Origin of the sequence: Alkalibacillus silvisoli, from assembly GCF_039521975.1 — a bacterium.
Classification (GTDB): Bacteria; Bacillota; Bacilli; order Bacillales; family Alkalibacillaceae; genus Alkalibacillus; species Alkalibacillus silvisoli.
Map to the genome: position 1 here is coordinate 1 of NZ_BAAACZ010000018.1, position 24,907 is coordinate 24,907.

A 24,907-nucleotide genomic window follows, 5' to 3' on the forward strand; every position below is an offset into this window, starting at 1 on the left:
ATATACAAGGCCAAATGGCATAAATAAGGAGTGCTCTTAAGAGAGCACCCCAACATTTGACTTAGAACCTTATTTTGTAGGAGGAAGTACATAGTTTGTTATCGAAAAATAATGTAGAGGATTGTCGGAAGGGGTTAAGTGATTTTGAATAATACGAATAAAATAGTCATTAAAATTGGATTGGCTGTTGCAGCGATTGCGATATTATCCTTTGTAATTGGCACTATGTTAATCCGTTCACAAATCGAGACTTATCAAGAAGAACAAACAGAATCAGCCACAAGGACTGTGCAAACTGTAATGGAATCTACACAAAAAGCAGCAGATACAATTGAACATATGATTGAAATGCGCTTATATACAGCTTCTAAAGGGATCATGACAGAGCTAAGAGGGGATGATGTAGAAGATATAAGTCAAGAAGATCTAGTAGAAGTTGCGCAAAGTTGGGACGTTCAAGAAATTTCATTATGGGAAAGAGTAGAGGATGATATTGTCATCACTCAATCAACAGATGATACACAGTTAGGTTTACCGTCAAAAGACTGGGGTTATTGGTATAATGCTTTTGATCAGCTCATGTCTGAAGAGCCTGTTACGGTTGATGAAGGGTTTGCGTTAGACAATTTCTGGGTTGGACCAATTTCACGTGCTGAACTTTTTGATCATATTTATTACAAGTTTGCTTATTACTATGATGGTACAACGGATTACATGGTTAATGCTTACATAGAAGATGAAGCGGTTTATAATGTTACATTTGATTCTGGCCCGTCTGAGATTATTTCACAAATCGAGATGAACAATGATGTTATAGAAGAAATCGCGGTCATTAATGGTCCTGCCTGGTTGGAAGGAGACCACCATGAAGTAATTGAGCCTTCTACAGATATCCCTGTTTTATATGGTCATATGACAATGGGTATAGGGGAAGACGAGCAAATGATTGAAGCGGTATTAAGAGATGATGAGGCGCAGACTAAAGACTTTATATTTGAAGAAGAACAATACCGTAAAATTTATAAGCCACTTGAACAAGAACGAGTGATGGTGACGGTTATGAATTTGGATAGTGAGGAACAATTAATGTCTCAATTAACATGGTTGTTTTTAGCTACTGTTTCATTAGGTGTTATTTTTATGTTAATTGTGATGAGGTCTGTAGCAAGAAAAGTCGACTCATAAAATTTGGAACATATTTGATTATATTATATGACTTGATACATTGTGTTAAATCCATTAGTATTAACAAAGTAACTTAGGTTTTGAAATGAGGGTTTAATATGAAACCATCTATATATGGATTAACACAAGAACAATTACAAAATTGGTTAGTGGAAAATGGTGAAAAGCGTTTCCGTGCTGAGCAAGTTTGGGATTGGTTATATAAAAAACGCGTAAAGTCGTTCTCTGAAATGAAAAACGTGAATAAAGCAACAATCGAACTATTAGAACAGCATTATCAAATACAGTCATTAACTGAAACAATCAAGCAAGAATCAAAAGATGGAACAATCAAATTTTTATTTGAACTACCAGATGGAAACCATATTGAAACAGTGCTGATGCGCTTTGATTATGGCTTATCTGTTTGTGTAACGACTCAAGTAGGCTGTAATATTGGTTGTTCATTTTGCGCAAGCGGAATCTTACGTAAAAACCGTGATTTAACAAGTGGCGAAATCGTTGAGCAAATTATGAACGTTCAGCACCATTTAGATGACCGCGGCAAAGAAGAACGTGTCAGTCATATCGTTGTAATGGGAATTGGTGAGCCGTTTGATAATTATGATCATACGCTGGACTTCCTTCGTGTTGTAAATAATCAAAAGGGTCTTTCAATAGGTGCAAGGCATATTACCGTATCGACCAGTGGTATTGTGCCGAAGATGTATGATTTTGCGGATGAGAATATCCAAATTAACTTAGCTTTATCCCTACACGCACCTAATAATAAGCTAAGAACTGATATTATGAAGATTAACCGAGCGTATCCGATTGAAGAGTTAATGGATGCAGTAGATTATTATTTAGAAAAAACGAATCGTCGAATTACGTTTGAGTATATTTTACTTCATGATGTAAATGACCATAAGAAAGAAGCTTTAGAATTAGTCGAACTGTTAAAGGATAAGCGTCACCTTTCTTATGTGAATTTAATTCCTTACAACCCGGTTGAGGACAACCCTTACGACCGTAGTAGTAAGCAAAACATTTTAACGTTCTATGAGACGTTACTTGAAAACAATATTAATTGTGGTGTTCGTGTTGAACAAGGAAGTGACATTGACGCAGCTTGTGGACAATTAAGAAGTAAACAAATTGAAAAGGCTAAAAGACAGAAAAAAATAAACTCATAATGTGTAAGAGTGCTTGTCAATAACTAGTCAGACAGGCACTCTTTTTTTGTGCGAACGCATATGTTATAAGAGCAGAGTATAAGGATGTGATAGTTTGCCGATCTATTTCAATGATGACTCAAACGTTTACCGGTCAAAACAACCCATTCAAGCACCAAATCAAAAACAAGCGGTTGTTGATCGTTTTGATGAGTTTGTTAAACAACAACAAAAAATCACCCGAAATTTGACCCGATCTTATAACACACTAAACCAGCTCTATAATCGTCAAGAAAAGACTCAAAAACATATTCTTAATCAATTAGAAGGTTTAGAAAAGAGCCACCGTTCTCATGATCAATTCCAAAACCAAGTCCAAAATCGATTATCGTCGTTTGATCAAAAACAAACGGAAGTGGAGGATTGGATGAAACAAGAAGAATTTCAAAAAGAGCAGTTGGTTAAAGAACTTAAGAGTATACATGACTCTAATCAAATAATAATCGATGAGTTAACGAAACAAGATGATTCAAGTGATGAGTTATTGCAACAGGTTAGTGAAATGCAAGAAGTTCAAGGAAAAATATCTAAACAAATTTTAAGCTACGAACAAAAGCAAAATGAGATGGCTAAGAAAATCGAACACCAAGAAGCGCTAATAGAGAAGATGTTACATCAGTTAACAAACTTTAGGTCAATCATTTACGAACGTAGCCACCACTTATCTGAGAAGATTGAGGATCACTACAATTTAACATCAAACTATGTCCATCACCTTATGACAGGTAAGGAGAATCCAATGACATTCATGGTTAAGAAAAAAGATGATGATTAATGCTTAATTTAATGAGAATTAAACATTATACTTGTGATTATTTAACAAAGTTGTTCTGTAATGTGGAAAATGTATCTTAAATTAGTTGATTACACTTTTTTGCAATCAAAGTATCGAAGCGGTATGGTAAAATATAAGTAAACAAAGGAGGGATTCCAGTGGCAACATCAAATATAAATGATCTATCAGCCGGTCAAGTCGAAGAACTACTTAAATTGTTAAAAGAACGGTTTGAAAAGAATATGCACCGTCATCAAGGTCAAAATTGGAAATCAGTTGAAGAAAGAATTTTAGCTAATAAAGATAAACTTCATTCATTAAATGAAATGGAACAAACTGGGGGAGAACCAGACGTTGTGATGTATGATGACAAAACTAATGAATACATCTTCTTTGATTGTTCAAAGGAAAGTCCAAAAGAACGAAGAAGTGTATGTTATGACCAGGAAGCATTAGAGTCTAGGAAAAAATATAAGCCTGAGAATAACGCATTAAATTTGGCAACGGATATAGGTATCAACATTTTAACAGAAGAGGAGTATCGATTTTTGCAACAACTAGAGGAATTTGACTTAAAAACATCTAGCTGGATCCAAACTCCTTCAGATATTCGAAAGCATGGAGGTGCCCTGTTTTGTGATCGTCGATATGGGCATGTATTCACCTACCATAATGGAGCTGAATCTTATTACAAAAGTAGAGGCTTCCGTGGTTCATTAAGGGTATAGCACCCAGTCCTTAAAATAGGGCTGGTTTTTCTTTTGTAACTAGGTCTTTAATTTACTAGTAGCCAATCATAGGTTTGTCCCTCAGGTACCGCACGATTTTTCTTGTCCCATAAATTAAAAGAACTTCTCATAAACTCTATACAATGATTCATATCTAATTAAAGAATGCCTTTATCAATAACTTTAAATCTTCTTTACCGAATAATTGCGTTATGTTATCTTAATATTAAGAAAATTTAAACAATGGGTGGGAGGGGAGAATGTGGCGAAAAAGTATTTAAATGAAGTACATGATTTATACAGGGACTCTTTAAAGAAATTTTTAGAAAAGGAAGTAAGACCTCATTATGATCAATGGGAGGAAGATCGTTTAATTCCTCGAGATTTATGGACTAAGATGGGGGAGAATGGTTTCTTATGCCCGTGGGTTGATGAATCTTATGGCGGACTTAATGCGGATTTTGGTTACTCGGTTGTGTTTAACGAAGAGATTGAGCGAGTTGGCTCAGGACTGGTCGGACTTGGATTACATAATGATATTGTCGTTCCATACTTTGAGTCATATGGAACTGATGAACAAAAAGAGCGCTGGCTTAAAAAGTGTGTCACGGGTGAGTATATTACGGCTATTGCGATGACTGAGCCTGATGCTGGGTCTGACTTGGCTGGTATTAAATCAACAGCTATTAATAAAGGCGATCATTACATTTTGAATGGGCAGAAAACATTTATCACAAATGGGATCCACGCGGACCTAGTTGTTGTTGTAGCTAAAACAGACCCTAATGCAAATCCGGCACATAAAGGGATTAGCTTATTTGTAGTTGATAAAGATATGAAAGGATTCTCTCGTGGCCGAAAGCTAGATAAAGTAGGTTTACATTCCCAAGATACAGCTGAATTGTTTTTTGAGGATGTAAAAGTTCCAAAAGAAAACTTACTTGGTGAAGAGGGTAAAGGGTTTTATTACTTAATGGCTCAATTGCAACAAGAACGCTTAACGGTTGCAATTAGTGGCCAAGTGGCAGCAGAAGAAATGCTGGAGATGACGACACGATATATTAAAGAACGAAAAGCCTTTTCTCAACCGATCTCAAAACTCCAAACAGTTCAGCATAAGGTCGCTGAAATGGCAACGGAAGTAAAGATTGGTCGATCATTTTTAGATGATGTGATCGAACGCCATATGAATAATGAAAGCGTTGTGACAGAAGTGTCTATGGCAAAATGGTGGATTACCGATATGGCAAGAAGGACCTCGACCACTTGCATGCAACTGCATGGTGGTTATGGCTATATGGAAGAGTATGAGATCGCTAGGCGTTACCGAGATATCCCTGTTGCTTCGATCTATGCTGGGACAAATGACATTATGAAAAATATAATTGCAAAGAATATGGGGTTATAACGATGTTAGAAGGGGTTAAAATACTAGATTTTTCACAATACTTACCGGGTCCTTTTGCAACGTTACGTTTAGTTGACCGAGGTGCTGAAGTAATTAAAGTCGAAGCCCCCGCTGGAGATCCGACTAGACAAATGGCTAATGAAGCTCTGTTTGCAGTCAATAATCGAGGGAAGAAGAGTGTAGCTGTTGATCTCAAAAGTAAAGATGACCAATCAAAGATTTATAAGCTCCTAGAAGATATTGATGTTGTTATCGAAAGCTTTCGTCCAGGCGTGATGAAGCGGTTAGGTTATGGCTATGAACTAATAAAAGATATCAAGCCTGATATCGTCTACCTATCCCTAACAGGCTTTGGACAAAACAGTTCTTATTCTCATCAAGGCAGTCACGATTTAAATTATGTCGCGATGAGTGGTTTATTGAGTCAATATAAAGATAAAATAGGTCATCCAGTCATGCCAACTCAAACGCTAGCCGATTTAGTCGGTGGGATGGCGGCGAGTGAAGCTATTTTATCGGCGTTATTTAAACGCGAACGAACTAAAGACGGGTCTTACATTGACCTAGCTATGACTGATGCTGTTATATCAATGATGGGGAATCATGCGATGTTTTCTTCTATTGCAGGTATTGAATCAGGAATTCCCGTTTTAAACGGTTCTTATGCCAATTACCGGGTCTATGAAACGAAGGACCAACGTTTTATGACAATGGGGGCATTAGAATATAAGTTTTGGAAGAATTTTTGTGAAGCGGTTGGAAAAGAACAGTGGCTAGAGAATTTCCCAGAACAATTAATCGAACAAGACACTATTTTAGAAGTTGAAAAACTATTTTTAACTAAAACCTTTCAAGAATGGACTGAAATGGGTAAGCAATATGATTGTTGCTTATTCCCAGTATTAGAGATTGATGAGGTCATTAATAATGAATATGTAAAAGAACGAGGTTTAGTGCAGATCAATAATGGTCAACCATTTATTCAAACTCATTATCATAATATTCATAAAAGCGAGCATGTAGCTGAGTTAAACGAGCATGATCACCTCTTAAGTCAAAACCCAAAAGTATGAACGACCTCGTCAACTGGCGAGTCATATATAATTTTTAAAGGAGTGGGTTCAAATGATGGAAGGTAAACTGCTCATCAGCCAAATGATTGAGAGGGCTGAAAAACTTTTTCCAAAAAAGGAGGTCATCTCACGCACGAGTTCAGGCATACACCGGTTCACTTATCAACAGATCGGAGAAAGAACAAGACGTCTTTCCAGTGCTTTAGAGAACTTAGGAGTTGAAAGAGGCGATAAAGTCGCAACTCTCGCGTGGAATGATCATAGACACCTCGAAGCTTACTTCGCTATTCCTGGTATGGGAGCTGTCCTACACACAATTAATATTCGCTTGTCAGCCGAACACATTATACACATCATCAATCACGCAGAAGATAAAGTGTTATTAGTTGATCCAATGTTTTTACCAATCTTAGAAGGCATTAAAGACCATATTCCAACAGTACGTGCATTTGTCGTTATGACAGATGATGATGAGTTACCTGATACACCTCTAACCCCGGTATATTCTTATGAAGACTTATTATTAGAAGCAAATCCAGATTATGAGTTTGTAAAGGACTTAGATGAAAATGACCCTGCAGGTATGTGTTTCACATCAGCAACGACCGGTAAACCTAAAGGAGTTGTTTATTCGCATCGTGGTATTACGCTTCACAGTTTAAGCTTAGGATTAGCTGACTCTGGAGCGGTTTCAGAGTCTGATGTTGTCATGCCAGTTGTACCGATGTTTCACGCAAATGCTTGGGGTCTTCCTTTCGCATCAACATGGTTTGGCTCAACACAAGTCATGCCAGGCCCTTTATTTACACCAGAATTACTCGCTGAATTAATTACGACTGAAAAAGTCACAAGCACAGCTGGTGTCCCAACGATCTGGCTTGGTTTATTAAAAGAGCTTGATGCCAATAAAGACCGTTACGACATGAGCTCATTGCGTGCTGTGTTATGTGGTGGGTCTGCAGCACCAATGGGAATGATTCGTGCGTTTGAAGAGAAATATAACATTCCATTTATCCACGCTTATGGTATGACAGAAACAACACCTCTTGTGACATTATCCCGCTTAAAGAGTTACCAAGAAGATTTATCGACAGAAGAGAAATTGGAAATTCGTGCAAAACAAGGCTCTGTTGTCCCAGGTCTTGAGATTAAAGCCATTAACGATGAGGGTGAAATCGAATGGAATGGTAAGGATATGGGTGAGCTTTTAGTTCGTGGTCCATGGATAGCTGATGAGTATTATAATGATGAGCGTACTGAGGGTGCATTTAAAGACGGATGGCTTTATACAGGAGATATTGTCACAATTGATCAAGAAGGAACGATTAAAATTACAGACCGTACTAAAGACCTTGTGAAAAGTGGTGGGGAATGGATTTCAACAATTGATTTAGAAAATGCAATTATGGCTCATGATGCAGTCTTTGAAGCGGCAGTAGTAGGTGTTCCTCATCCAGAGTGGCAAGAACGCCCTGTTGCAGCAGTCGTAATAAAGCCAGATGAAAATGTGGAAAAAGAAGAATTATTAGACTATCTAAAACCACAATTTGCGAAATGGTGGATTCCAGATGATATTATTTTTATGGATGAATTACCAAAAACGTCAGTTGGTAAATTTCAAAAGAATGCATTAAGAGAGAAGCTGCAAGAGCATTTAGTGTAAACCGTGTTAATGACGGTGGTAGAAGAGAAGATAACTAACTGTGCACAATTAAGCGAACGCCTGGTTAATTAGGCGTTCGCTTAATTATTTCGCTTTTCGCTTAAAAAAAGAAGAATCGAACGTTTTTCCAGAATCGATCATAAAAATTAACTTTCGCTCAATTACTAAAACAACAACAATCCATCATCGCTTTCTTTAAAATTATTTAGGTTGCATACGAATAGCGCCATCTAATCGGATTACTTCCCCATTTAGCATTGGGTTTTCTACAATACTTTCAACGAGTTTCCCATATTCAGCTGGATCTCCTAATCGAGAAGGGAAGGGTGTCATAGCTCCTAATGCTTCTCGCGCTTGATCGGGTAGTGATGCGAATAGTGGTGTGTCAAATAATCCAGGTGCAATCGTCATAACGCGAATACCATAAGGTGATAAATCACGAGCGATAGGAAGTGTCATGCCAACAATACCCCCTTTTGAAGCACTGTAAGCAGCTTGCCCAATCTGTCCTTCATATGCGGCAACAGAAGCGGTATTGATGATGACACCACGCTCACCTTCATCATTTACCTCTAGATCTTTCATAAATTCAGATGCTAACCTAATAACGTTAAATGTCCCAACGAGATTGACTTGAACAACCTTTTGGAAAGTCTCTAAGTCATGGACACCTTTACTACTAACCGTTTTCTTAGCGGCTCCAATTCCTGCGCAGTTAACAACGACGTGTAACCCACCTAAATCTAGAGCTTCTTTTAACGCATTTTGAACGCTTGCATCATCTGTTACATCAGTTTTAACAAATTTAACATTTTGACTTCCGAGTTCGTTTATTAAAGTTTGTGCTTTTTCTTCTTGTAGATCAGCAATAACCACTTTAACCCCATTACTAACTAAATTTCGTACAGTAGCTTCTCCTAAACCGGAAGCACCGCCTGTTACAAAAGCAACTTTATTTTGTAACTTCACTAAAAACTCCCCCTAATCTAATCGTTCTATAATTGTGGCATTAGCCATACCATGACCTTCACACATAGTTAATAAACCATAACGCCCACCTGTACGCTCTAATTCATGAATGAGTGTCGTCATTAATTTCGCACCACTCGCTCCAAGCGGGTGTCCAAGCGCAATCGCACCACCGTTGACATTTAATTTATTTAATTTTGCTCCAGTTTCATCTAACCAAGCTAATGGAACAGGTGCAAAAGCTTCATTGACTTCAAATAAATCAATATCATCAATTGTTAGTCCAGCTTTGTTTAATACTTTTTCAGTGGCTGGAATAGGTCCAGTTAACATCAAGGTTGGGTCTGAACCAACAACAGATCGTGCCAAGATTTTAAATCGAGGTTTCAACCCTAATTCGTTCGCTTTTTCCCTTGTCATTAATAATAGGGCTGCCGAACCGTCGCTAATTTGACTAGCATTTCCAGCTGTAATAATGCCATCATTTTTAAAGACAGACTCAAGCTCACCTAACTTTTCAGGCGTTGTGCCCGGGCGAGGTCCCTCATCTTGAGTTATTGTTTGTTTTGAGCCATCTTCTAAAGTAACATCGACTGAGAAAGTTTCCTTTTTAAAACGTCCTTCACCTTGTGCTTTAATCGCTTTTTGATGACTTTGGTATGAAAATTCATCTAATTGTTCCCGAGAGTACCCCCATTTCTCAGCAATTCTTTCAGCTGATAATCCCTGATTAATGACTTCATATTTTTCATTTAATTTAGGGCTCAGTTTAGCACCTTGCATATTTGAAAACATTGGAACGCGGGACATATTTTCAATACCAGAAGCCACCACTACATCCATATCTCCACTTAAAATCGCTTGTGAAGCGAAGTGAACCGCTTGTTGGCTTGAACCACATTGACGATCGATCGTAGTACCAGGAACTTCAATTGGATATCCCGCAATGAGAGCTGCTGTACGTCCAATGTCAGCTGCTTGTTCACCAACTTGAGAGACACATCCCATAATGACATCTTCAATAACGGCTGGATCAATTAATGCTCGGTCGGTTAACTCTTTTAAGGTTAGTGCAGCTAACTCATCCGGTCTAATTAAGCTTAATAATCCATTTCTGCGCCCGACAGGTGTTCTGACGGCTTCAACAATAACTACTTCTCGCAAGGTTTAAATCCCCCTTCAATTATGATCTAAAATTATTATAACAAAATTTTTAATAATCAGATAAATTTTTATAAAAAAGTACCCGTGATTTTAATCACGAGTACTTAAAAAGGTTAATTGCTATTAGGGTGATGGAAAATACTTATATTGATAAATTATCGGCTACATTTTCTCTCTTAAGTGGGATAACTGAACATCAAATTCATACGACGGTTCTTCTAAATAGTAAATATGGGCTGTGTTATTTTGCGCGTTAACGTTTTGAATGTAAACGTTTTCTCCATTGTATTGTACATTTTTCATTTCTGGAGATACAGAAATTTCCTCTGCACGTAATCGGTCCATTAATATCCCTCCTTTTAAGTTGGATCATCTTCGTATAACCCTTGTAAGTCCACTTCTTGTTCATGATGCATTTCATCTAAAGGGAAAACAGTGGCTGTTTGGTTATCATTAACTGTTTGAATGTAAACAGGAATACCGCGGTATTTCACGTTAATCATAATAAGTGAATTTACAATTTCTTCTGCTTGCTTTCTATCCATAGTTTCTCCCTACCTTTCTTAACCTTATTTTTTTCTGTCAAAAGTAAAATATACGATGGATAATAAGGTTAAAAATACCTCAAAATAAAACAAAGCCCTTACCTCGTACGTTTGAGATAAGGGGTTCATTTAGTAATCTTGATTTTTGTTTTGATCAGGTGGGAATACTTCAAAGATCTTACCACTTCTAATGCCTTCAACAAGTTGTTCAAGCCAATAATAATAAGCTTTAGAATACTCAAGTTGAGCGTTAATGGATTGCGCTTCATTACGTATTTCTTGTGAAACATCTTCAGTGTTTATGACATCTTCAAGGATCGGTTGTGCTTCTTTAATGGCTTCAAGGTTAAATTTGACTTCCCTCTCCCATTTTTGAGTGAAGAACTTGTTAAAAAAACTAAAGAAGTTTTTCTCAGCTACAAAAGTTTGCTTTCTCGATCCGCGACGAAATGATTGTTTTACAATATCAAATTCTTGAAGCTTCTTAACCCCTGTACTCATGCTGGGCTTACTCATCTTAAGTTTTTCGCGCATTTCATCTAAGGTCATACTATCCTCAAAATACATGGTTCCATACAGGTTTCCAACACTTCTGGTCACTCCATAAAGATCCATTGTTTCACCGAGTGATTCAATGACTATATCTTTAGCTTGATCGACGGCTTCTTTTGCTTCTTTGTCATTTTGGCTCATTTAACAACCTCCCTACAGTTAAGTTTGTTAAATTTTTTCTTACAGTTCCTATCATAACTAAATTTTTAATAATGTCAAAAGCTTGCAATTAAAATTAATGGTATAATCCCTAGGCAGATAAAGGGTTTAGCCATTATCATTTTTTGAAAATCGATTGGTGGTATTATAGGATTGTGAAGGGATACTTTAACAAATATATAAATTTCATTATTAAATAATTTAACAAAAAAATAGGTTTTTATTATGAGTTTTAAAATGCGCATGTTTAATGAAAGCTTATGAAAATAAACTTTGCCAGCAATTTATTATGAGAATAATCGTTATATCAACTGCTGCACTCACAGTCATATAGACATATTGCCCTTCATAAAATTTATTAAGGTGTATTAGAACGTGTGGGAGGGTGTAGAGTGTATGACTGATGAAAAAAATAAAGAATATAAAGAATATCAAGATGAGAAGAGGGAAGACTCAGCAGAGGAAGAAGCAGAAGCCAAAGATGCACAAGAAAATAAAGGGCTAGGTATTGTCGCTTATATTATATTCTTTGTTCCTTTAATAATTGCAAAGGATTCACCGTTTGCAACCTATCATGCGAACCAAGGTTTGTTACTGTTGATTACAGCCTTCGTAATCAATGTATTAGGTTCGATCATTCCGATTATAGGGTGGTTATTCATTTTACCGTTAGGGAACTTATTTATATTTATTTTATGGTTAATCGGAATATTAAATGCAGCTAAAGGACTAAAGTCACCACTACCGCTAGTTGGTACTGTTGAGATTATAAAACCTCCTAAAAGTTGATTTATCCTTGAAAGTTTGGCTTCCTTTAGGGGTTATAAAGTCATGAGTCTGAAACGAATGGGATCAAAATTTGTTTAAATACGAATACGCACATTTGATTTAGTGGTGTTGAACTGCAAAAATCCGAACGATTCATTATAAACGAACTCGTTCGGATTTTCTGTTATGACAACTAATTTTGTCCCTGCTTCATTACTTTATAGTTTAAGGTTAATTTTAAAATCAAATTCGGGATGCTGATAAACCACTTCAAAACGGTCATCATCTTCAATATTTGCTTTTAAATCAACAGGTGCAAAGAGGAAGAAGTTGTTTTGAAACTCTACATCAGCACCGTAATAATAGCTTAACCAAACTAATTTAGAACAATAAATAGCATCATCAGGGTCATTTAAAGGAACTCTAGTGGTAAAAGAAAACTCCGGTACAGGTCTTTCTTGATTCATATTAGAATTATAAACCTCTAAATATTCTTTAGCATACTCCGCAGCTGCTAAACCAATGTTCGGATCTTTCGGACGAGCATGCATCACTTGTGTATGAATGGATAAGAAATTTTGAATAGGTGCCTTACGCACTTGTGGATGTGATGTTACAGATTCAATAATGTGATTGTCATCTATAACAATTGCAGAGTGGCCTATGTAACCAGGAGGGAATACATCGCCAAAGTTATCACTAGCCACTAAAATATCACCAGGTCTAAAATCTTGCGGGCTTCTTATGTGACGGTTTTCTTCAAATGTTAAAAATGTTGAGTAGTAAGTGCCGTCACTAAATATACATTCAACATTAATCGGTTCTAGGTTTTCATTACGCAAATGAAAGCTTCGAATAGGTTCAAATATTCCTACTAACTCTTCGCTTCGGTAAACATTCAAGTAACTGATTGGACGTTGGTTCAAGTCCAAATCAATTGTCACTATGTCGTCAGTTGATGAACCAGTTACAATTGGTTTCATTGCTAAAACACCTCATTATCATGTCATTACTATATGATATAGGTGTTTGAAGAGGATCGTGCTTGTTTAATGTAAGATTCTAGGCACATCAAGGTTGTTTTCTTTTAAAGAAATGTGAAGTTCATGTTTATGATTGACGGCTGCGTAAAAAATCTCATCAATTTGATTAATTCCCCGTAAATCCAATTGGTTTTGAAGCCAATTCTGATTAAGGCCGAGGTCTTCTAATACATTGCTATAAACTTTACCTTCAACAACAACTGGTAAAGCGATATCAGCAGTAGTTATTGTTATATTAAGGTCTGAGCGCGTCACGGGAGTTTGTGACGATTTTTTAAGTACACTAATTTTACCACTCGGCTCAATAATGGCTGTTTTAACTTCATTTAAGTCAAATACATTACTTTCTCTTAATAACTGTAAAATATTATCAATGGAGTAGTCAATGTTCTTCATATTTTTTCTTAGAAGTTGCCCGTTTTGGACAACAACAGTTGGTTCGAATGTTACTAAACGTCCAAACTTTCTATTAGCAATACTCGCTTTTGTGATTATTTTTTGTAGTAACGCGACAGCAATAATCGCAACCGCTGTGTAAATGTGACTAATTGATGGGTCAGCTAAGTCAGCTCCAACAATTGAACCTAGTGAAACAATGATTAAGAAGTCAAAGACAGGAATTTCTCCAATGGTGCGTTTACCCATGTAGATCGTTAATAGTAACAGCAATGGAAGCATGGTGACTACACGGGTAATAACAATGAGTGAATCTTTTAATGTTTCTTCCACTAAAATGTCCCTCCACATATGTTAATTAGCTTTATTTTGCCACCATGGGTAAAAATTATCTAACTTGGAGGTACAAAACAAAAAAGCGAACTCACGTGGAGTCCGCTTTACATTTTTTATGCTCTTAACCACTTCCAAATCTCTTGTGGTGTTGCATTTTTACCGTAAATTAGAATACCGACTTTGAAAATCTTACCTGCTAGCTTCATAAATAACCAGATGCTTACGATTAAAATAGCGATCCCAATAATAATCTCTAACCATGGCCACTCATCAAGTAGTGCTAGGCGTAATATGAGCACTGTCGGTGAAGTGAATGGTATATAACTTCCAATTTGAGCAGCTAAACCACTAGGGTCTGAAACGATTGGTCCGACTAGAACAACTGGAATAAATGGTAACATCATCACCATACCTTGGAAGTTGCTACTAGAGCTCGTGTCTTCTAACGTTGCTCCTAAACCAACGAAGAGTGAGGCAAATAATAAGTAACCTAATACAGCAATTAAAACTAAGATGAGAAGTTCTGGAACTAATAAGTACTCTATTACAGGAACGTCATCTAATAGATAGATCCCAATCGGTATGGCAAATAGTATCCATACTCCAACTTGAATTAGACCTAGAGCAAAGTAACCAATAATTTTACCTTGCATTAACTCACTTGGAGTGACAGAAGATAAGATGATCTCAGCTACTTTATCTTTCTTTTCTTGAGAAGCGCTTTGGAAAATCATCATACCTGTAATGACGATTGAGAATAGGACTAGACCTGCGAATAAAGCAGGAATACCTCTTTCAAATGGATCTGCCATGCCCCCAACTTCACTAGCTGCCTCCTCTGTTTCCGCTGGTTGGTCATCTCCACCTGCTGCTTCAAAATGAATAGGGGTTGATACTAATTCAAGTTGCTCCTCAGATAAATTAGCATTTTGCAACTGAACATGTTTAATAGGTTGTTCGATCACATGCAATTGATTTGAAAACTGGTTACTAACATCGTCACCTTTCGCGTAAGTGACAACACCATTTTCTAAAGTGTGTTCATCAATTTGAATAAATGCCGCGTTTGATTCCTCATTTAATTGCTCTTGAATAGCTGGTAAGTCTTCATTGGTCTGAGTTAGCTCCCAATTGAGGAGTTCATTGGCATCAATAACCGGCTCAATATACTCATATACACCAAGGTCATCTTGAACATAAACAGTCGTACCTGAGTCTTCTTCACCATTACCGCTAAGTAAATTAGGGACAGTTGCAAAGAACACAAAGATTAACGGTGTTAAGAAGAGTGAAATAATAAATGATTTATTTTTTATGTTACGTTTAATTTCCCATTTACTAACTTTTAAGCTGTTACGCATTAGTGCTACCTCCTTCCTCTGCAATAGATCGACCTAAGGCTACGTCAACAAATATTTCGTGTAAGGATATGCGATCTACTTTAAGCTCTTGGACATCTAAGTTATTTGGTAATGTGTGTAACCACGATGGAAGTTGAATATCCTGATCTAAATATAAAATCGATGTTAAACCTTCTTGCTCTACACGGGTAACATGGTCTAATCCTTCTAGTTGACTAGCTGAGTTATCACCATATATGGAACATTTAAAGTTAGCATATTTAGCTTTGACATCTTTAAGTGGCCCGTAAATCACTTTCTGTCCTTTATTGATCATAAATAATCGGTCACACATTTCTTCAACAAGGTTCATTTGGTGTGAACTTAATAAGATCGCCGTCCCGTTGTTATTAGCAAGTTCTTTAATTTCTTGTTTAAAGATATCTTGGCTGACAGGGTCCAAACCAGAAAATGGCTCATCTAAAATGAGTAATTCTGGTTCGTGAATAATTGAGCCAATAAATTGTACCTTTTGTCCCATGCCTTTTGATAATTCTTCAACCGAGACATTTTCTTTACCTTCTAACCCTAACTTTTTTAAGTAACTTAGTGCTCTTTCTCTTGCTTTTTTGATTGGATAATCTTTAAGCTCAGCGAAGTATAGAATAATGTCCATCACTTTAACGTTTTTGTATAGTCCACGTTCTTCTGGTAAATAACCAATTTTATGACGGGGGATGTCTTTTCCTTCATGGTTATGGAAGGTGACTTGCCCGTAATCAGGATACATAATTCCCATAATGTTACGGATCGTTGTTGATTTACCCGCTCCGTTTGGTCCTAAAATCGCCATAATTTCCCCTTTGTGAACATCAAAGGATATATCGTGTAAAACTTTTGTGCCTTTAAATGATTTTTGTAACCCTTCGACACTTAAAATTGTTTCCATATTCCTCTCTCCCTTTATCTATTGACGTGATAACATCATTGAAATTGTTTCTTCGAGTTCAAGATGTTCACTTGTCACCCAATTAATTTGTTCCCTTTGTAAAAAAGCTTCAGTTTCCTTTGCATTATTACTAATGATTTGGCGGGTTTTACGGCTTACTTCCCCTGGGATTTGTTGGTTAGGAAGCTCACTTTGAACCCAATATAATGTAAAACTATTGATGAAGGACTCTTTCTCGCGGTAGGTGATGAGCTTTCCATCTTTTAAAACCATAATATAATCGGCTAGTTTACGAACTTCATCAACTTGATGTGTTGTAATTAATAATGTTTTACCTTCTCGTTCCATCCATTCTGTTAGAAGATCCATAACGAGTTGTTTGGACGGGATATCCATACTAACTGTTGGTTCATCTAAAATCATAAGATCGGCATTCTTAGCGAAATTTAAAGCAAAGTTCAACTTTTGTTGCATGCCTTTGGATAACTTATCGTATGGTTTATTTAACGGAATATCAAATGCATGAACAGTGTTTTGAAATAGATCGTGATCCCACTTCAAATACCATTTTGAAAATAGTTTAGTTAATTGTTCGCCTGTAAATGAATCGCAACCAAATAGACGTTGTGGTTGATAAGCAATACGCTGTTGTGTTTCGAGTGGTAAAATTGTATGGCTCTGATTAAATAAACGAACCTCACCTTGATTAGGTTTCACTAAATTTAAAAAGGATTTTAATATGGTGCTTTTACCAGCTCCGTTATTCCCGACAATAACAGTTATGGTATTAGGTTCAAGTTCGAAATTAATCGGGCCAAGAGTAAACTCATCTACCCTTTTAGTTAATTGCTTTGTACTTAAGATTGAGTTCATTTTCGCCCCTCCTGTTCAGTTAATGCTTCATTAAATAGTTTCTTTATTTGTTTATCGGAGTAATTATGTTGTTTAGCTTTTTCAATCGCACGTCTCATCGCTTGAATCACCGTGTTATGCTGAACTTCTTGCATCGTGTTTTGGTTTACATTAGCAACGAATGTCCCTTTACCTTGAGTAGTATAAATAAACCCCTGATGTTCTAAGTTTTGAAAAGCTCTTCTAGTTGTAATGACACTCACCTCTAAATCTTTAGATAAAGCACGAATGGAGGGAAGAGGAGTGTCAGTTGTCAATTGGCCACTTGCGATTAAGGCCTTAATTTGCTCTTCGATTTGATGATAATAAGGTTCTCTTGATTGTTTTGATAATCTGATTGGGAGCTTCAATAGTGACCCTCCTTCTGTCCTTTAAACAAAATAATCCATCTTATTCATTTTGTTCATAGCAGATTTCATCCAAGCTATGATGCTAGTAATGGCGATTATTATAGATAAGATGATGCTTATTAATGGCCATTCTTGGACTGCTATAATCGTCGCATGAACAATCCCATTTGAGAAAGTACTGAATAAAAATAAAACCAGACCAAAACCGATAACAAGAGCCACACCATAAAAAGATACTTTGAATTTACCGGCATAATCGCCTACATCAGAAGCTGGGAAAATGGACCCTAAAGTTAACCCCACTCCAATCCAAAGAATGGAAAAGGCTAAGTACTCAAACGGAGATAAGGTCTCACTTATAATAGGTGAGAAATAATAAAAAGCAATTAAAATAATCGATTGAGATGGAATTGTATTTACAAAAGATATGATAAAGCGACTTTTAATCACTGAACCGCTATTGATTGGAAGTTGGTTGAGCAAGGTGAAGTAAGGTGAACCAAAACGGTTGTGTGTTATTTTTTGATATTGAAAATCTTTTGGAACAGTCCATGGACCTAAGTATACAAAAATTAAAATAAAGAATATATCAAACAAAACGGCGTTATTTTCTAAATAACCATCTACCGTTGTGGCTAAAAACAATGAAAATAGTACAATCATAATTAATTGTGAATAGATTCGTTTAAAGGTTGTCACTTTAAGCTCGAGTTGTGCAAGCCATAAACCTTCCTTCCAACTGTTCATCTTAACCCTCCTAAACGGCTAACTGTTATGGTGATTATATCTATATACACAGTATATGTGTTTTGTGAACAGTTTGCAATACATTTTTAAAAACGTAAATGATGTTAGTTCGTATTCTTTAGGTTGTGAATGTTTAGTGTTATGATTAGTTTGTTGTGAATGTTTAGGATGATAAAGGAGTATTGTTTGTGACCAACAAGATGAAGGAAAGCCGACTAAAGTTACTACTTATGCTAGGTGCATTAACGGCTTTAGTGCCGCTTACGATCGATATGTATTTGCCAGCTTTTCCGGCTTTAACTGAAGATTTAAATACAACCAATTCTTTAACACAAATCAGCTTAACTGCTAGCTTACTAGGAATTGCATTTGGTCAACTGATCATTGGCTCGATGAGTGATATATATGGTCGAAAGAGACCCCTAGTACTCGCGATATCAGTATTCGTAATAGCATCATTTCTATGTGCTATTTCACCAAACATTTGGTTTTTTATTGTGTGTCGTTTCATTCAAGGTTTTACAGGAGCAGCAGGGATTGTCCTTTCCCGTTCGATGATTCGTGATTTATATTCAGGCTCTGATATGACGAAAATGTTCTCATTACTCATTCTAGTCATGGGCTTAGCACCTATATTAGCACCAGTGATTGGAGGACAAATTTTAATATTCACATCTTGGCGAGGTATTTTTACGATCCTTGCTATTGCAGGAGCTTTAGCTGTTTTAATGAGTCTGTTTAAGGTTAAAGAAACCCTTCCAGAAGAGAGGCGTTCAGCTGGCGGTTTAAAAAATACAGCTAATGTATTTATTAAACTAGCTAAACAGCGCAATTTTATCGGTTTTGCACTTATTCAAGGGTTTGTCGCTGCCGCTTTATTCTCTTATATATCGGGTTCTTCGTTTATATTACAGGATCTATTTAGCTTGTCTGCCCAAACATATGGAATCGTGTTTGGAATTAATGCATTAGGATTTATTACGTTAAGTCAAGTGACTGGTAGACTAGTAGATTATGTTAAAGAAGAGCGACTACTCATTATGGGCTTTATAATCGCTCTAACTGGTGGGGTTACGTTACTGTTAGCGGCGCTTAATGGAGCTAATTTCTGGCCGGTGATGTTTGGTTTGTTTTTAATAATTTCAAGTGTAGGTGTACTAAACCCTACTAGCTTGTCACTTGCGATGGAAAAACAAGAAAATAACGCGGGTAGTGCAGCTGCTTTACTCGGGTTATTCCAATTTATATTCGGTGGTGTTGCTGCACCGATTGTTGGATTTTTAGGGACAGAATCAGTTTTACCACTTGCAATGATTATTTTAGTTTGTCAAATTTGTGCATTGCTATCTTATTTATTACTAGTTAGAAGTAAATTTTAGTTTATAGGCTTTGGATCAAGTGACGGATCTAAAGCCTTTTTTGTATAGCAAATTTATATTAAACCACCTCACTCTCCTAGGACAAAATGGTTTTACACGATCCTATAAAACTCATACAACCTTTATAAAGCGCATATATATAAGAGAGATGTGTAACTTTGTTATACAGTCTTGTAGAAGATTAATAGGGGAGGAATAAGCTGATGACGTATGCATTTCCAAACACAGAAGGAGCAGTTGTTAACTTTAAGTCGCGCTATAAAAACTACATAGGAGGTAAATGGGTTGCTCCAGTTAATGGTAAGTACTTTGATAATGTGACACCTGTTACGGGTAAAACATTTTGTGAAGTACCAGCTTCAACTAAGGAAGATGTTGATTTAGCATTAGATGCTGCTCATGCTGCTAAAGATGCATGGGGGACTACTTCTATTTCTTCACGGGCGAATATTTTAAACAAAATTGCTGATCGAATAGAAGAAAACTTAGAAATGTTAGCTGTAGCTGAAACGTGGGATAATGGTAAAGCAGTAAGAGAGACTTTAAATGCTGACCTGCCGCTTGCAGTTGACCACTTCCGTTACTTTGCAGGGGTAATTCGCTCACAAGAAGGAACAATTGGTGAAATTAATAATGATACGGTAGCCTATCACTTTAACGAACCGATTGGGGTCGTGGGACAAATTATCCCGTGGAACTTCCCGTTACTGATGGCAACATGGAAGTTAGCGCCAGCCTTAGCAACAGGTAACTGTGTTGTGTTAAAGCCAGCTGAACAAACACCGGTGACTATCCTGTTATTAATGGAGATAATTGAGGATTTACTGCCTGCTGGTGTCGTTAATATTGTTAATGGTTTTGGTTTGGAGGCTGGTAAACCACTTGCTTCTAGTGATCGTGTAGGAAAAGTAGCCTTCACAGGTGAGACGACTACTGGCCGTATGATTATGCAGTACGCATCACAAAATTTAATACCCGTTACTTTAGAGTTAGGTGGTAAATCACCTAATATCTTCTTTAAAGATGTTATGGATGAAGATGATGACTTTTTAGATAAAGCGATTGAAGGTTTAGTGATGTTTGCGCTAAACCAAGGTGAAGTTTGTACCTGTCCATCACGCGCCTTAATTCATGAGGATATATATGATGAATTTATGGAACGAGCATTAAAACGTGTTAAAGAAATCGCAACTGGTAACCCATTAGACCCGAACACGATGATGGGTGCACAAGCCTCAAATGAACAATTAGAGAAGATTTTGTCTTATTTAGATATTGGAAAGCAAGAAGGGGCTGAATGCTTAGTTGGTGGTGAGCAAAATAAGAAGGACGGAGAGTTCACTGATGGATATTATGTCGAGCCAACAGTATTTAAAGGCGACAATAGTATGCGCATATTCCAAGAAGAGATCTTTGGGCCGGTCCTAGCTGTAACGACATTTAAAACAGATGAAGAGGCCTTACAAATCGCGAATGATACACTGTATGGACTAGGTGCTGGTGTATGGACACGGAATATTAACACCGCTTATCGTTTTGGCCGGGCAATCGAAGCAGGACGGGTATGGACGAATTGTTATCACGATTATCCAGCACATGCTGCATTTGGTGGGTATAAAATGTCTGGGATTGGACGTGAAAACCATCAAATGATGTTAAATCACTATCAACAAACGAAGAACTTACTCGTTAGCTACAGCCCTCAAAAGCTCGGATTCTTTTAAAATTTAATTGAAGGGGTGAAAATGACATGGTTGAGCGGGTAACAGCAACTGAAGAAGCGATTCATTTACTTAATCAGTTGAAAGTAGAACATGGTGAACTTATGTTTCACCAATCTGGAGGTTGCTGTGATGGTAGTTCCCCGATGTGCTATCCAAAAGGTGAGTTATTGATAGGAGACCAAGATGTCTTCTTAGGTGAAATTGGTCAGACACCTTTTTATATTCATAAGAGCCAATATGAATATTGGAAGCATACACAGCTCATTATTGATGTTGTTGATGGTCGAGGCGGCATGTTCTCATTAGAAGGTGTTCATGGTAAACGTTTTTTAACAAGATCAAGAGCCTTTACAAATGAAGAGTATGAGCAAATTAAAGAACAATTATAAACTTAACCCCTTCTTGTCTTTTATAGACAATTGAAGGGGTTTTTTATTAACCAATTAAAACAGATGATTTGATTTTCCTGACTGCTTCATGAATAATGTGAACTGATAAATGATTTTTGGAGGTTACAACCATGAAAGTTGAAATTTGGTCGGATGTTGTTTGTCCGTTTTGTTATATAGGTAAACGTCGTTTTGAAAAAGCTTTAGACCAGTTTGAACAAAGTGATGAAGTGGAAGTCTTGTTTAAAAGCTACCAACTCGACCCAACAGTTAAAAAAGGACAGTACGATGATATTCATAGTATGCTAGCTCAGAAATATCAAGTTCCCTATGAAAAAGCACAAGAGATGAATCAACAAATGGCTAACCAAGCAAAAGAAATTGGTCTAGACTTTGATGTTGATTCGATCATTCCGACTAACACACAAGATTGTCATCGTTTAAGTCAGTTTGCTAAGCAGGAAGGTAAGCTTTATGAGTTAATGGAAGTACTCATGAAGGCTTATTTTACAGAAGGGCAAGATGTCAGTGACTTTGATGTTTTAGTTGAGCGAGCTAGTCAAGTTGGGCTTGATTTTGATGAGGTACAAAATGTTTTAAATTCAAAAGCTTATTTATCCAATGTTAGACGTGACCAACAAGAAGCAGCACAAATCGGAGTTCAAGGAGTACCTTTTTTTGTTTTTAATGAGAAATATGCTGTCTCAGGGGCTCAACCAGTCGAATCATTTCTAGAAGTGTTAAATAAAGTACACAAAGAAGAGCAAAATAAACCACAAGTACAAATGTTAAACAATCAAACGAAAACAGAATACTGTGATGGAGATTCATGTTAATCTAAATAGTTCACGCCAATGGTTATCGTTGTTGACCATTGGCGTGTTTTTACGGTGTAAGGGGATGGTATCCTGAATTCATAAGTTGTTGGGCAATTAAGTTGTAGCCAATTCTATTGGGGTGGATACTACCAAAAGCTAATAAATTTCTCCCCCCATCTGTGAATTGTGGGAGAATATCAACATAACGGATGTGATCGGTTTGTAGAGAGCGGAGGACATCATTGAAGCGGTTAACCCAAAATTGACTGTAACCTAATTGTGGGTAGGGGTTATACAATCCGACTAATCGAATGAAATAAGGGGTAGGGTATAACCATTTTAAAATTTGGATTTCATATAAGGTGTATAATAAATTTTTATATAGTTGTTGCTCTGCATGTTCGAAAACAACAGGATTATATGTTCTTAGAAACATGCGGTTGGCTTGGATTAAATCATTACCACCAATTGTAATGGTAACCATATTAGAGTTAATTAGACGAGAGCGAACGTGTTGGTCGTGAATCATTGCTCTTAGTTGACCGCTAGTCATACGATTTTGAGCGAATACTTCGGTGCGTACCGGTCTGTTTAAATATTCGACAGTCATTTGCCCGTAGCGACTGACAAATCCTTTGCTGAAGTAACTTCCAACACCAGCTGTAAGTGAATCTCCTATAGCGCGGTAAAACAATTCATCTTCCATTAAAATAACCCACCCTTCATAAGCCATCTCCTACATATAATGAAGAAGACGGCTTAAAGGTATGGGTGAGTTCAACGGTCTTAAAAAAAGAATGGGAAGAAAATTCGTGATAAACCACTGAATGGGAAGCGGTGCCTTCTAAATCGACGGAATCTTCTTGGATATCGACCTGGACCATATCCATGGCCAAATCCGCCACCATGACCAAATCCGCCACCTGGGCCGAAACGTTCATCCATTTGATCGTATCCATAATCATCGTCGCCCCATGGCATAATTAACGTGACGCCATCTTCACCAACATCATCAATAATCCCATCATAGATCTGCCCATCATGAGACTGTACTTGAACCATGTGCATGCGGTGTCTGTCACATGTATCATACATGCCTTTTAAGTGCTGTTTAGGATCCATTTTTTGTTGGTGCATATGGCCTTGATGCCCATAGTGGTGTTGAGGGTGTTGATGTTGATGTCCCCAGTTTTGCTGACCGTGTTGATGTTGATGATGCCCCATTGGCTGCATCATGTGTGGTTGTTGTTTATAACCTTTATCCATTTGTCAACCTCCTTAAAGTCTTCACCCCTAACATATTCAGTCTGTAGGCAAACGTGACAAGTCTTGGACAAGAGAATAGGGCGTTATATATTAAAGGCAAAACTAATCGAACTCTAGAGCTCATATAAGGGGTGTATCAACTCGTTTTGAAATCCTGAAACTTAGACGCTTGTTTACTATTCACTTCTCACGGGTACATCATTACTAAATCCTACAAATTAGGAGGCTTTAAAATGGTAGATGAGAAAAAGGAAAATATTGAACGCTTAGAAGAACCAGGTCGTACAGGTCAGGCAGCTATTAAATCAATAACAGCAATTATTATTACTGTACTTGTTTTAATGTTTATTGTTTATTTTATATTTCCGTTATTCGGTGGAGATGGTGAGCAGAATGACGAACAAGATGATGAGGATTTAAATATTGAGATAGATGTGGACGAAGAATCTGGGGATGAAGAAACTGAAGAAGACTCTGAAGGTGATGGAGAAGAATAAAAGAACGCGCGTTGATTTTATAAAGTCAGCGCGCGTTCTAGGTTTAATGAAAATGTTTGAGTTTCAATAGACATATTAGAGGGTGAGATCGTTGCGGTTGTCCACTTATTTTCATCAATAGCTTTTAATAGTATTTTGTTTATCAATGCAACTTCTATATGGACTGTTTCAAATGTGTTTAAGCATTTTGATACCACTTCTTCAATAACAATTTTATAAAAGGCTATTGTATGGTATTTCTCAAGTAATACCGGACCGACTATGTGAGCTTCATGATCCCCCTCTTTATAAAGAAGCCCTGTAAACCCAACGATTTGCCCCTCGAGTTCAATCACCATAATACAGTGATGAAATTGGTTGTCGAACTCATTAACTACCCCCTGCAATTCTTCCAAATGTTGAACCCTTGGATAACCAACCCACTGTTTTTGATTATGCCAGCTCAATTGGCATAACTGGTCAATCACATTTAAGTCTGAATTTGATGCTGGCCTTAAATTTAATGGTTTCATGTTTTCCCCCTATAAGCACATTAATATATGGGACAATTATACCATG

General features: G+C 37.0%; 28 protein-coding genes. 13 read left to right on the top strand and 15 right to left on the bottom strand.

Going from position 1 to position 24,907, the window contains the following annotated elements; translation table 11 throughout:
- Positions 1-144: 144 nt before the first annotated feature.
- From ABDZ63_RS10780 to ABDZ63_RS10810, 7 genes are all read left to right on the top strand, one after another.
- Positions 145-1,185 (top strand): hypothetical protein, encoded by a 1,041-nt coding sequence (locus ABDZ63_RS10780; RefSeq protein ID WP_343783535.1) that lies wholly within the window; start codon positions 145-147, stop codon positions 1,183-1,185.
- Positions 1,186-1,283: 98 nt separating this feature from the next.
- On the top strand, positions 1,284-2,360 hold the full coding sequence (rlmN, locus tag ABDZ63_RS10785; protein WP_343783536.1) for a dual-specificity RNA methyltransferase RlmN: 1,077 nt from the start codon (positions 1,284-1,286) through the stop codon (positions 2,358-2,360).
- Positions 2,361-2,454: 94 nt separating this feature from the next.
- A complete protein-coding gene (locus tag ABDZ63_RS10790; protein ID WP_343783537.1) occupies positions 2,455-3,174 on the top strand; it encodes a hypothetical protein in 720 nt (239 codons plus the stop codon).
- Between the two features lie 158 nt (positions 3,175-3,332).
- A complete protein-coding gene (locus tag ABDZ63_RS10795) occupies positions 3,333-3,902 on the top strand; it encodes a DUF4256 domain-containing protein (protein WP_343783538.1) in 570 nt (189 codons plus the stop codon).
- A gap of 262 nt (positions 3,903-4,164) precedes the next feature.
- Entirely contained in the window at positions 4,165-5,310 is a 1,146-nt protein-coding gene (locus ABDZ63_RS10800; protein WP_343783539.1) for an acyl-CoA dehydrogenase family protein, read from the top strand.
- 2 nt (positions 5,311-5,312) lie between these two features.
- Entirely contained in the window at positions 5,313-6,383 is a 1,071-nt protein-coding gene (locus tag ABDZ63_RS10805) for a CaiB/BaiF CoA transferase family protein (protein ID WP_343783540.1), read from the top strand.
- 52 nt (positions 6,384-6,435) lie between these two features.
- Entirely contained in the window at positions 6,436-8,046 is a 1,611-nt protein-coding gene (locus ABDZ63_RS10810) for a long-chain fatty acid--CoA ligase (RefSeq protein ID WP_343783541.1), read from the top strand.
- Positions 8,047-8,247: 201 nt separating this feature from the next.
- On the opposite strand, the gene ABDZ63_RS10815 is transcribed toward ABDZ63_RS10810, so the two are convergent.
- From ABDZ63_RS10815 to cudC, 5 genes are all read right to left on the bottom strand, one after another.
- Entirely contained in the window at positions 8,248-9,015 is a 768-nt protein-coding gene (locus ABDZ63_RS10815; protein WP_343783542.1) for a 3-hydroxyacyl-CoA dehydrogenase, read from the bottom strand.
- Between the two features lie 12 nt (positions 9,016-9,027).
- Positions 9,028-10,179, bottom strand: coding sequence for a thiolase family protein (locus ABDZ63_RS10820; RefSeq protein ID WP_343783543.1), 1,152 nt, complete (start codon positions 10,177-10,179; stop codon positions 9,028-9,030).
- Between the two features lie 162 nt (positions 10,180-10,341).
- Entirely contained in the window at positions 10,342-10,524 is a 183-nt protein-coding gene (locus ABDZ63_RS10825) for an H-type small acid-soluble spore protein (protein ID WP_343783544.1), read from the bottom strand.
- Between the two features lie 14 nt (positions 10,525-10,538).
- The gene (locus ABDZ63_RS10830) at positions 10,539-10,724 is read right to left on the bottom strand and encodes an H-type small acid-soluble spore protein (protein ID WP_343783545.1); all 186 of its coding nucleotides are present in this window, start codon (positions 10,722-10,724) and stop codon (positions 10,539-10,541) included.
- A gap of 129 nt (positions 10,725-10,853) precedes the next feature.
- A complete protein-coding gene (cudC, locus tag ABDZ63_RS10835) occupies positions 10,854-11,417 on the bottom strand; it encodes a choline uptake/conversion transcriptional regulator CudC (RefSeq protein WP_343783546.1) in 564 nt (187 codons plus the stop codon).
- Between the two features lie 414 nt (positions 11,418-11,831).
- Between cudC and ABDZ63_RS10840 the strand changes: the two genes are divergently transcribed.
- Positions 11,832-12,224, top strand: a complete 393-nt coding sequence (locus ABDZ63_RS10840) for a DUF4870 domain-containing protein (protein WP_343783547.1) — start codon at positions 11,832-11,834, stop codon at positions 12,222-12,224.
- A gap of 197 nt (positions 12,225-12,421) precedes the next feature.
- Here ABDZ63_RS10840 and ABDZ63_RS10845 read toward each other — a convergent pair whose 3' ends face one another.
- The 7 genes from ABDZ63_RS10845 to ABDZ63_RS10875 form a co-directional block, all read right to left on the bottom strand.
- The gene (locus tag ABDZ63_RS10845; RefSeq protein ID WP_343783548.1) at positions 12,422-13,186 is read right to left on the bottom strand and encodes a YiiX/YebB-like N1pC/P60 family cysteine hydrolase; all 765 of its coding nucleotides are present in this window, start codon (positions 13,184-13,186) and stop codon (positions 12,422-12,424) included.
- 66 nt (positions 13,187-13,252) lie between these two features.
- The gene (locus ABDZ63_RS10850; RefSeq protein WP_343783549.1) at positions 13,253-13,975 is read right to left on the bottom strand and encodes a DUF421 domain-containing protein; all 723 of its coding nucleotides are present in this window, start codon (positions 13,973-13,975) and stop codon (positions 13,253-13,255) included.
- Between the two features lie 116 nt (positions 13,976-14,091).
- On the bottom strand, positions 14,092-15,339 hold the full coding sequence (locus tag ABDZ63_RS10855) for an ABC transporter permease (RefSeq protein ID WP_343783550.1): 1,248 nt from the start codon (positions 15,337-15,339) through the stop codon (positions 14,092-14,094).
- Complete coding sequence (locus ABDZ63_RS10860) at positions 15,332-16,267, bottom strand: ABC transporter ATP-binding protein (RefSeq protein ID WP_343783551.1); 936 nt, start codon at positions 16,265-16,267, stop codon at positions 15,332-15,334. The genes ABDZ63_RS10855 and ABDZ63_RS10860 overlap by 8 nt, the downstream gene beginning before the upstream one ends.
- A gap of 18 nt (positions 16,268-16,285) precedes the next feature.
- Positions 16,286-17,140 (bottom strand): ABC transporter ATP-binding protein, encoded by an 855-nt coding sequence (locus ABDZ63_RS10865; protein ID WP_343783552.1) that lies wholly within the window; start codon positions 17,138-17,140, stop codon positions 16,286-16,288.
- Positions 17,137-17,529 carry a GntR family transcriptional regulator gene (locus ABDZ63_RS10870; RefSeq protein ID WP_343783553.1) on the bottom strand — a complete coding sequence of 131 codons (393 nt, stop codon included), beginning with the start codon at positions 17,527-17,529 and terminating at the stop codon, positions 17,137-17,139. The genes ABDZ63_RS10865 and ABDZ63_RS10870 overlap by 4 nt, the downstream gene beginning before the upstream one ends.
- Before the next feature lie 21 nt (positions 17,530-17,550).
- Complete coding sequence (locus ABDZ63_RS10875; protein WP_343783554.1) at positions 17,551-18,276, bottom strand: hypothetical protein; 726 nt, start codon at positions 18,274-18,276, stop codon at positions 17,551-17,553.
- 200 nt (positions 18,277-18,476) lie between these two features.
- On the opposite strand from ABDZ63_RS10875, the gene ABDZ63_RS10880 reads away from it, so the two are divergent.
- The 4 genes from ABDZ63_RS10880 (at position 18,477) to ABDZ63_RS10895 (ending at position 22,604) form a co-directional block, all read left to right on the top strand.
- Positions 18,477-19,655 (top strand): multidrug effflux MFS transporter, encoded by a 1,179-nt coding sequence (locus tag ABDZ63_RS10880; protein WP_343783774.1) that lies wholly within the window; start codon positions 18,477-18,479, stop codon positions 19,653-19,655.
- A 203-nt stretch (positions 19,656-19,858) separates the two neighbouring features.
- Positions 19,859-21,379: an acetaldehyde dehydrogenase ExaC gene (exaC, locus tag ABDZ63_RS10885; protein WP_343783555.1), complete on the top strand. Its 1,521-nt coding sequence runs from the start codon at positions 19,859-19,861 to the stop codon at positions 21,377-21,379.
- 26 nt (positions 21,380-21,405) lie between these two features.
- On the top strand, positions 21,406-21,768 hold the full coding sequence (locus tag ABDZ63_RS10890; protein ID WP_343783556.1) for a DUF779 domain-containing protein: 363 nt from the start codon (positions 21,406-21,408) through the stop codon (positions 21,766-21,768).
- Between the two features lie 131 nt (positions 21,769-21,899).
- A complete protein-coding gene (locus tag ABDZ63_RS10895; protein WP_343783557.1) occupies positions 21,900-22,604 on the top strand; it encodes a DsbA family oxidoreductase in 705 nt (234 codons plus the stop codon).
- Positions 22,605-22,653: 49 nt separating this feature from the next.
- Here ABDZ63_RS10895 and ABDZ63_RS10900 read toward each other — a convergent pair whose 3' ends face one another.
- On the bottom strand, positions 22,654-23,292 hold the full coding sequence (locus tag ABDZ63_RS10900) for a GDSL-type esterase/lipase family protein (protein ID WP_343783558.1): 639 nt from the start codon (positions 23,290-23,292) through the stop codon (positions 22,654-22,656).
- 80 nt (positions 23,293-23,372) lie between these two features.
- The gene (locus tag ABDZ63_RS10905) at positions 23,373-23,852 is read right to left on the bottom strand and encodes a hypothetical protein (RefSeq protein WP_343783559.1); all 480 of its coding nucleotides are present in this window, start codon (positions 23,850-23,852) and stop codon (positions 23,373-23,375) included.
- 233 nt (positions 23,853-24,085) lie between these two features.
- On the opposite strand from ABDZ63_RS10905, the gene ABDZ63_RS10910 reads away from it, so the two are divergent.
- Complete coding sequence (locus ABDZ63_RS10910) at positions 24,086-24,349, top strand: hypothetical protein (protein ID WP_343783560.1); 264 nt, start codon at positions 24,086-24,088, stop codon at positions 24,347-24,349.
- 17 nt (positions 24,350-24,366) lie between these two features.
- Here ABDZ63_RS10910 and ABDZ63_RS10915 read toward each other — a convergent pair whose 3' ends face one another.
- Positions 24,367-24,861, bottom strand: a complete 495-nt coding sequence (locus ABDZ63_RS10915; protein ID WP_343783561.1) for a hypothetical protein — start codon at positions 24,859-24,861, stop codon at positions 24,367-24,369.
- Between the last annotated feature and the right edge of the window lie 46 nt (positions 24,862-24,907).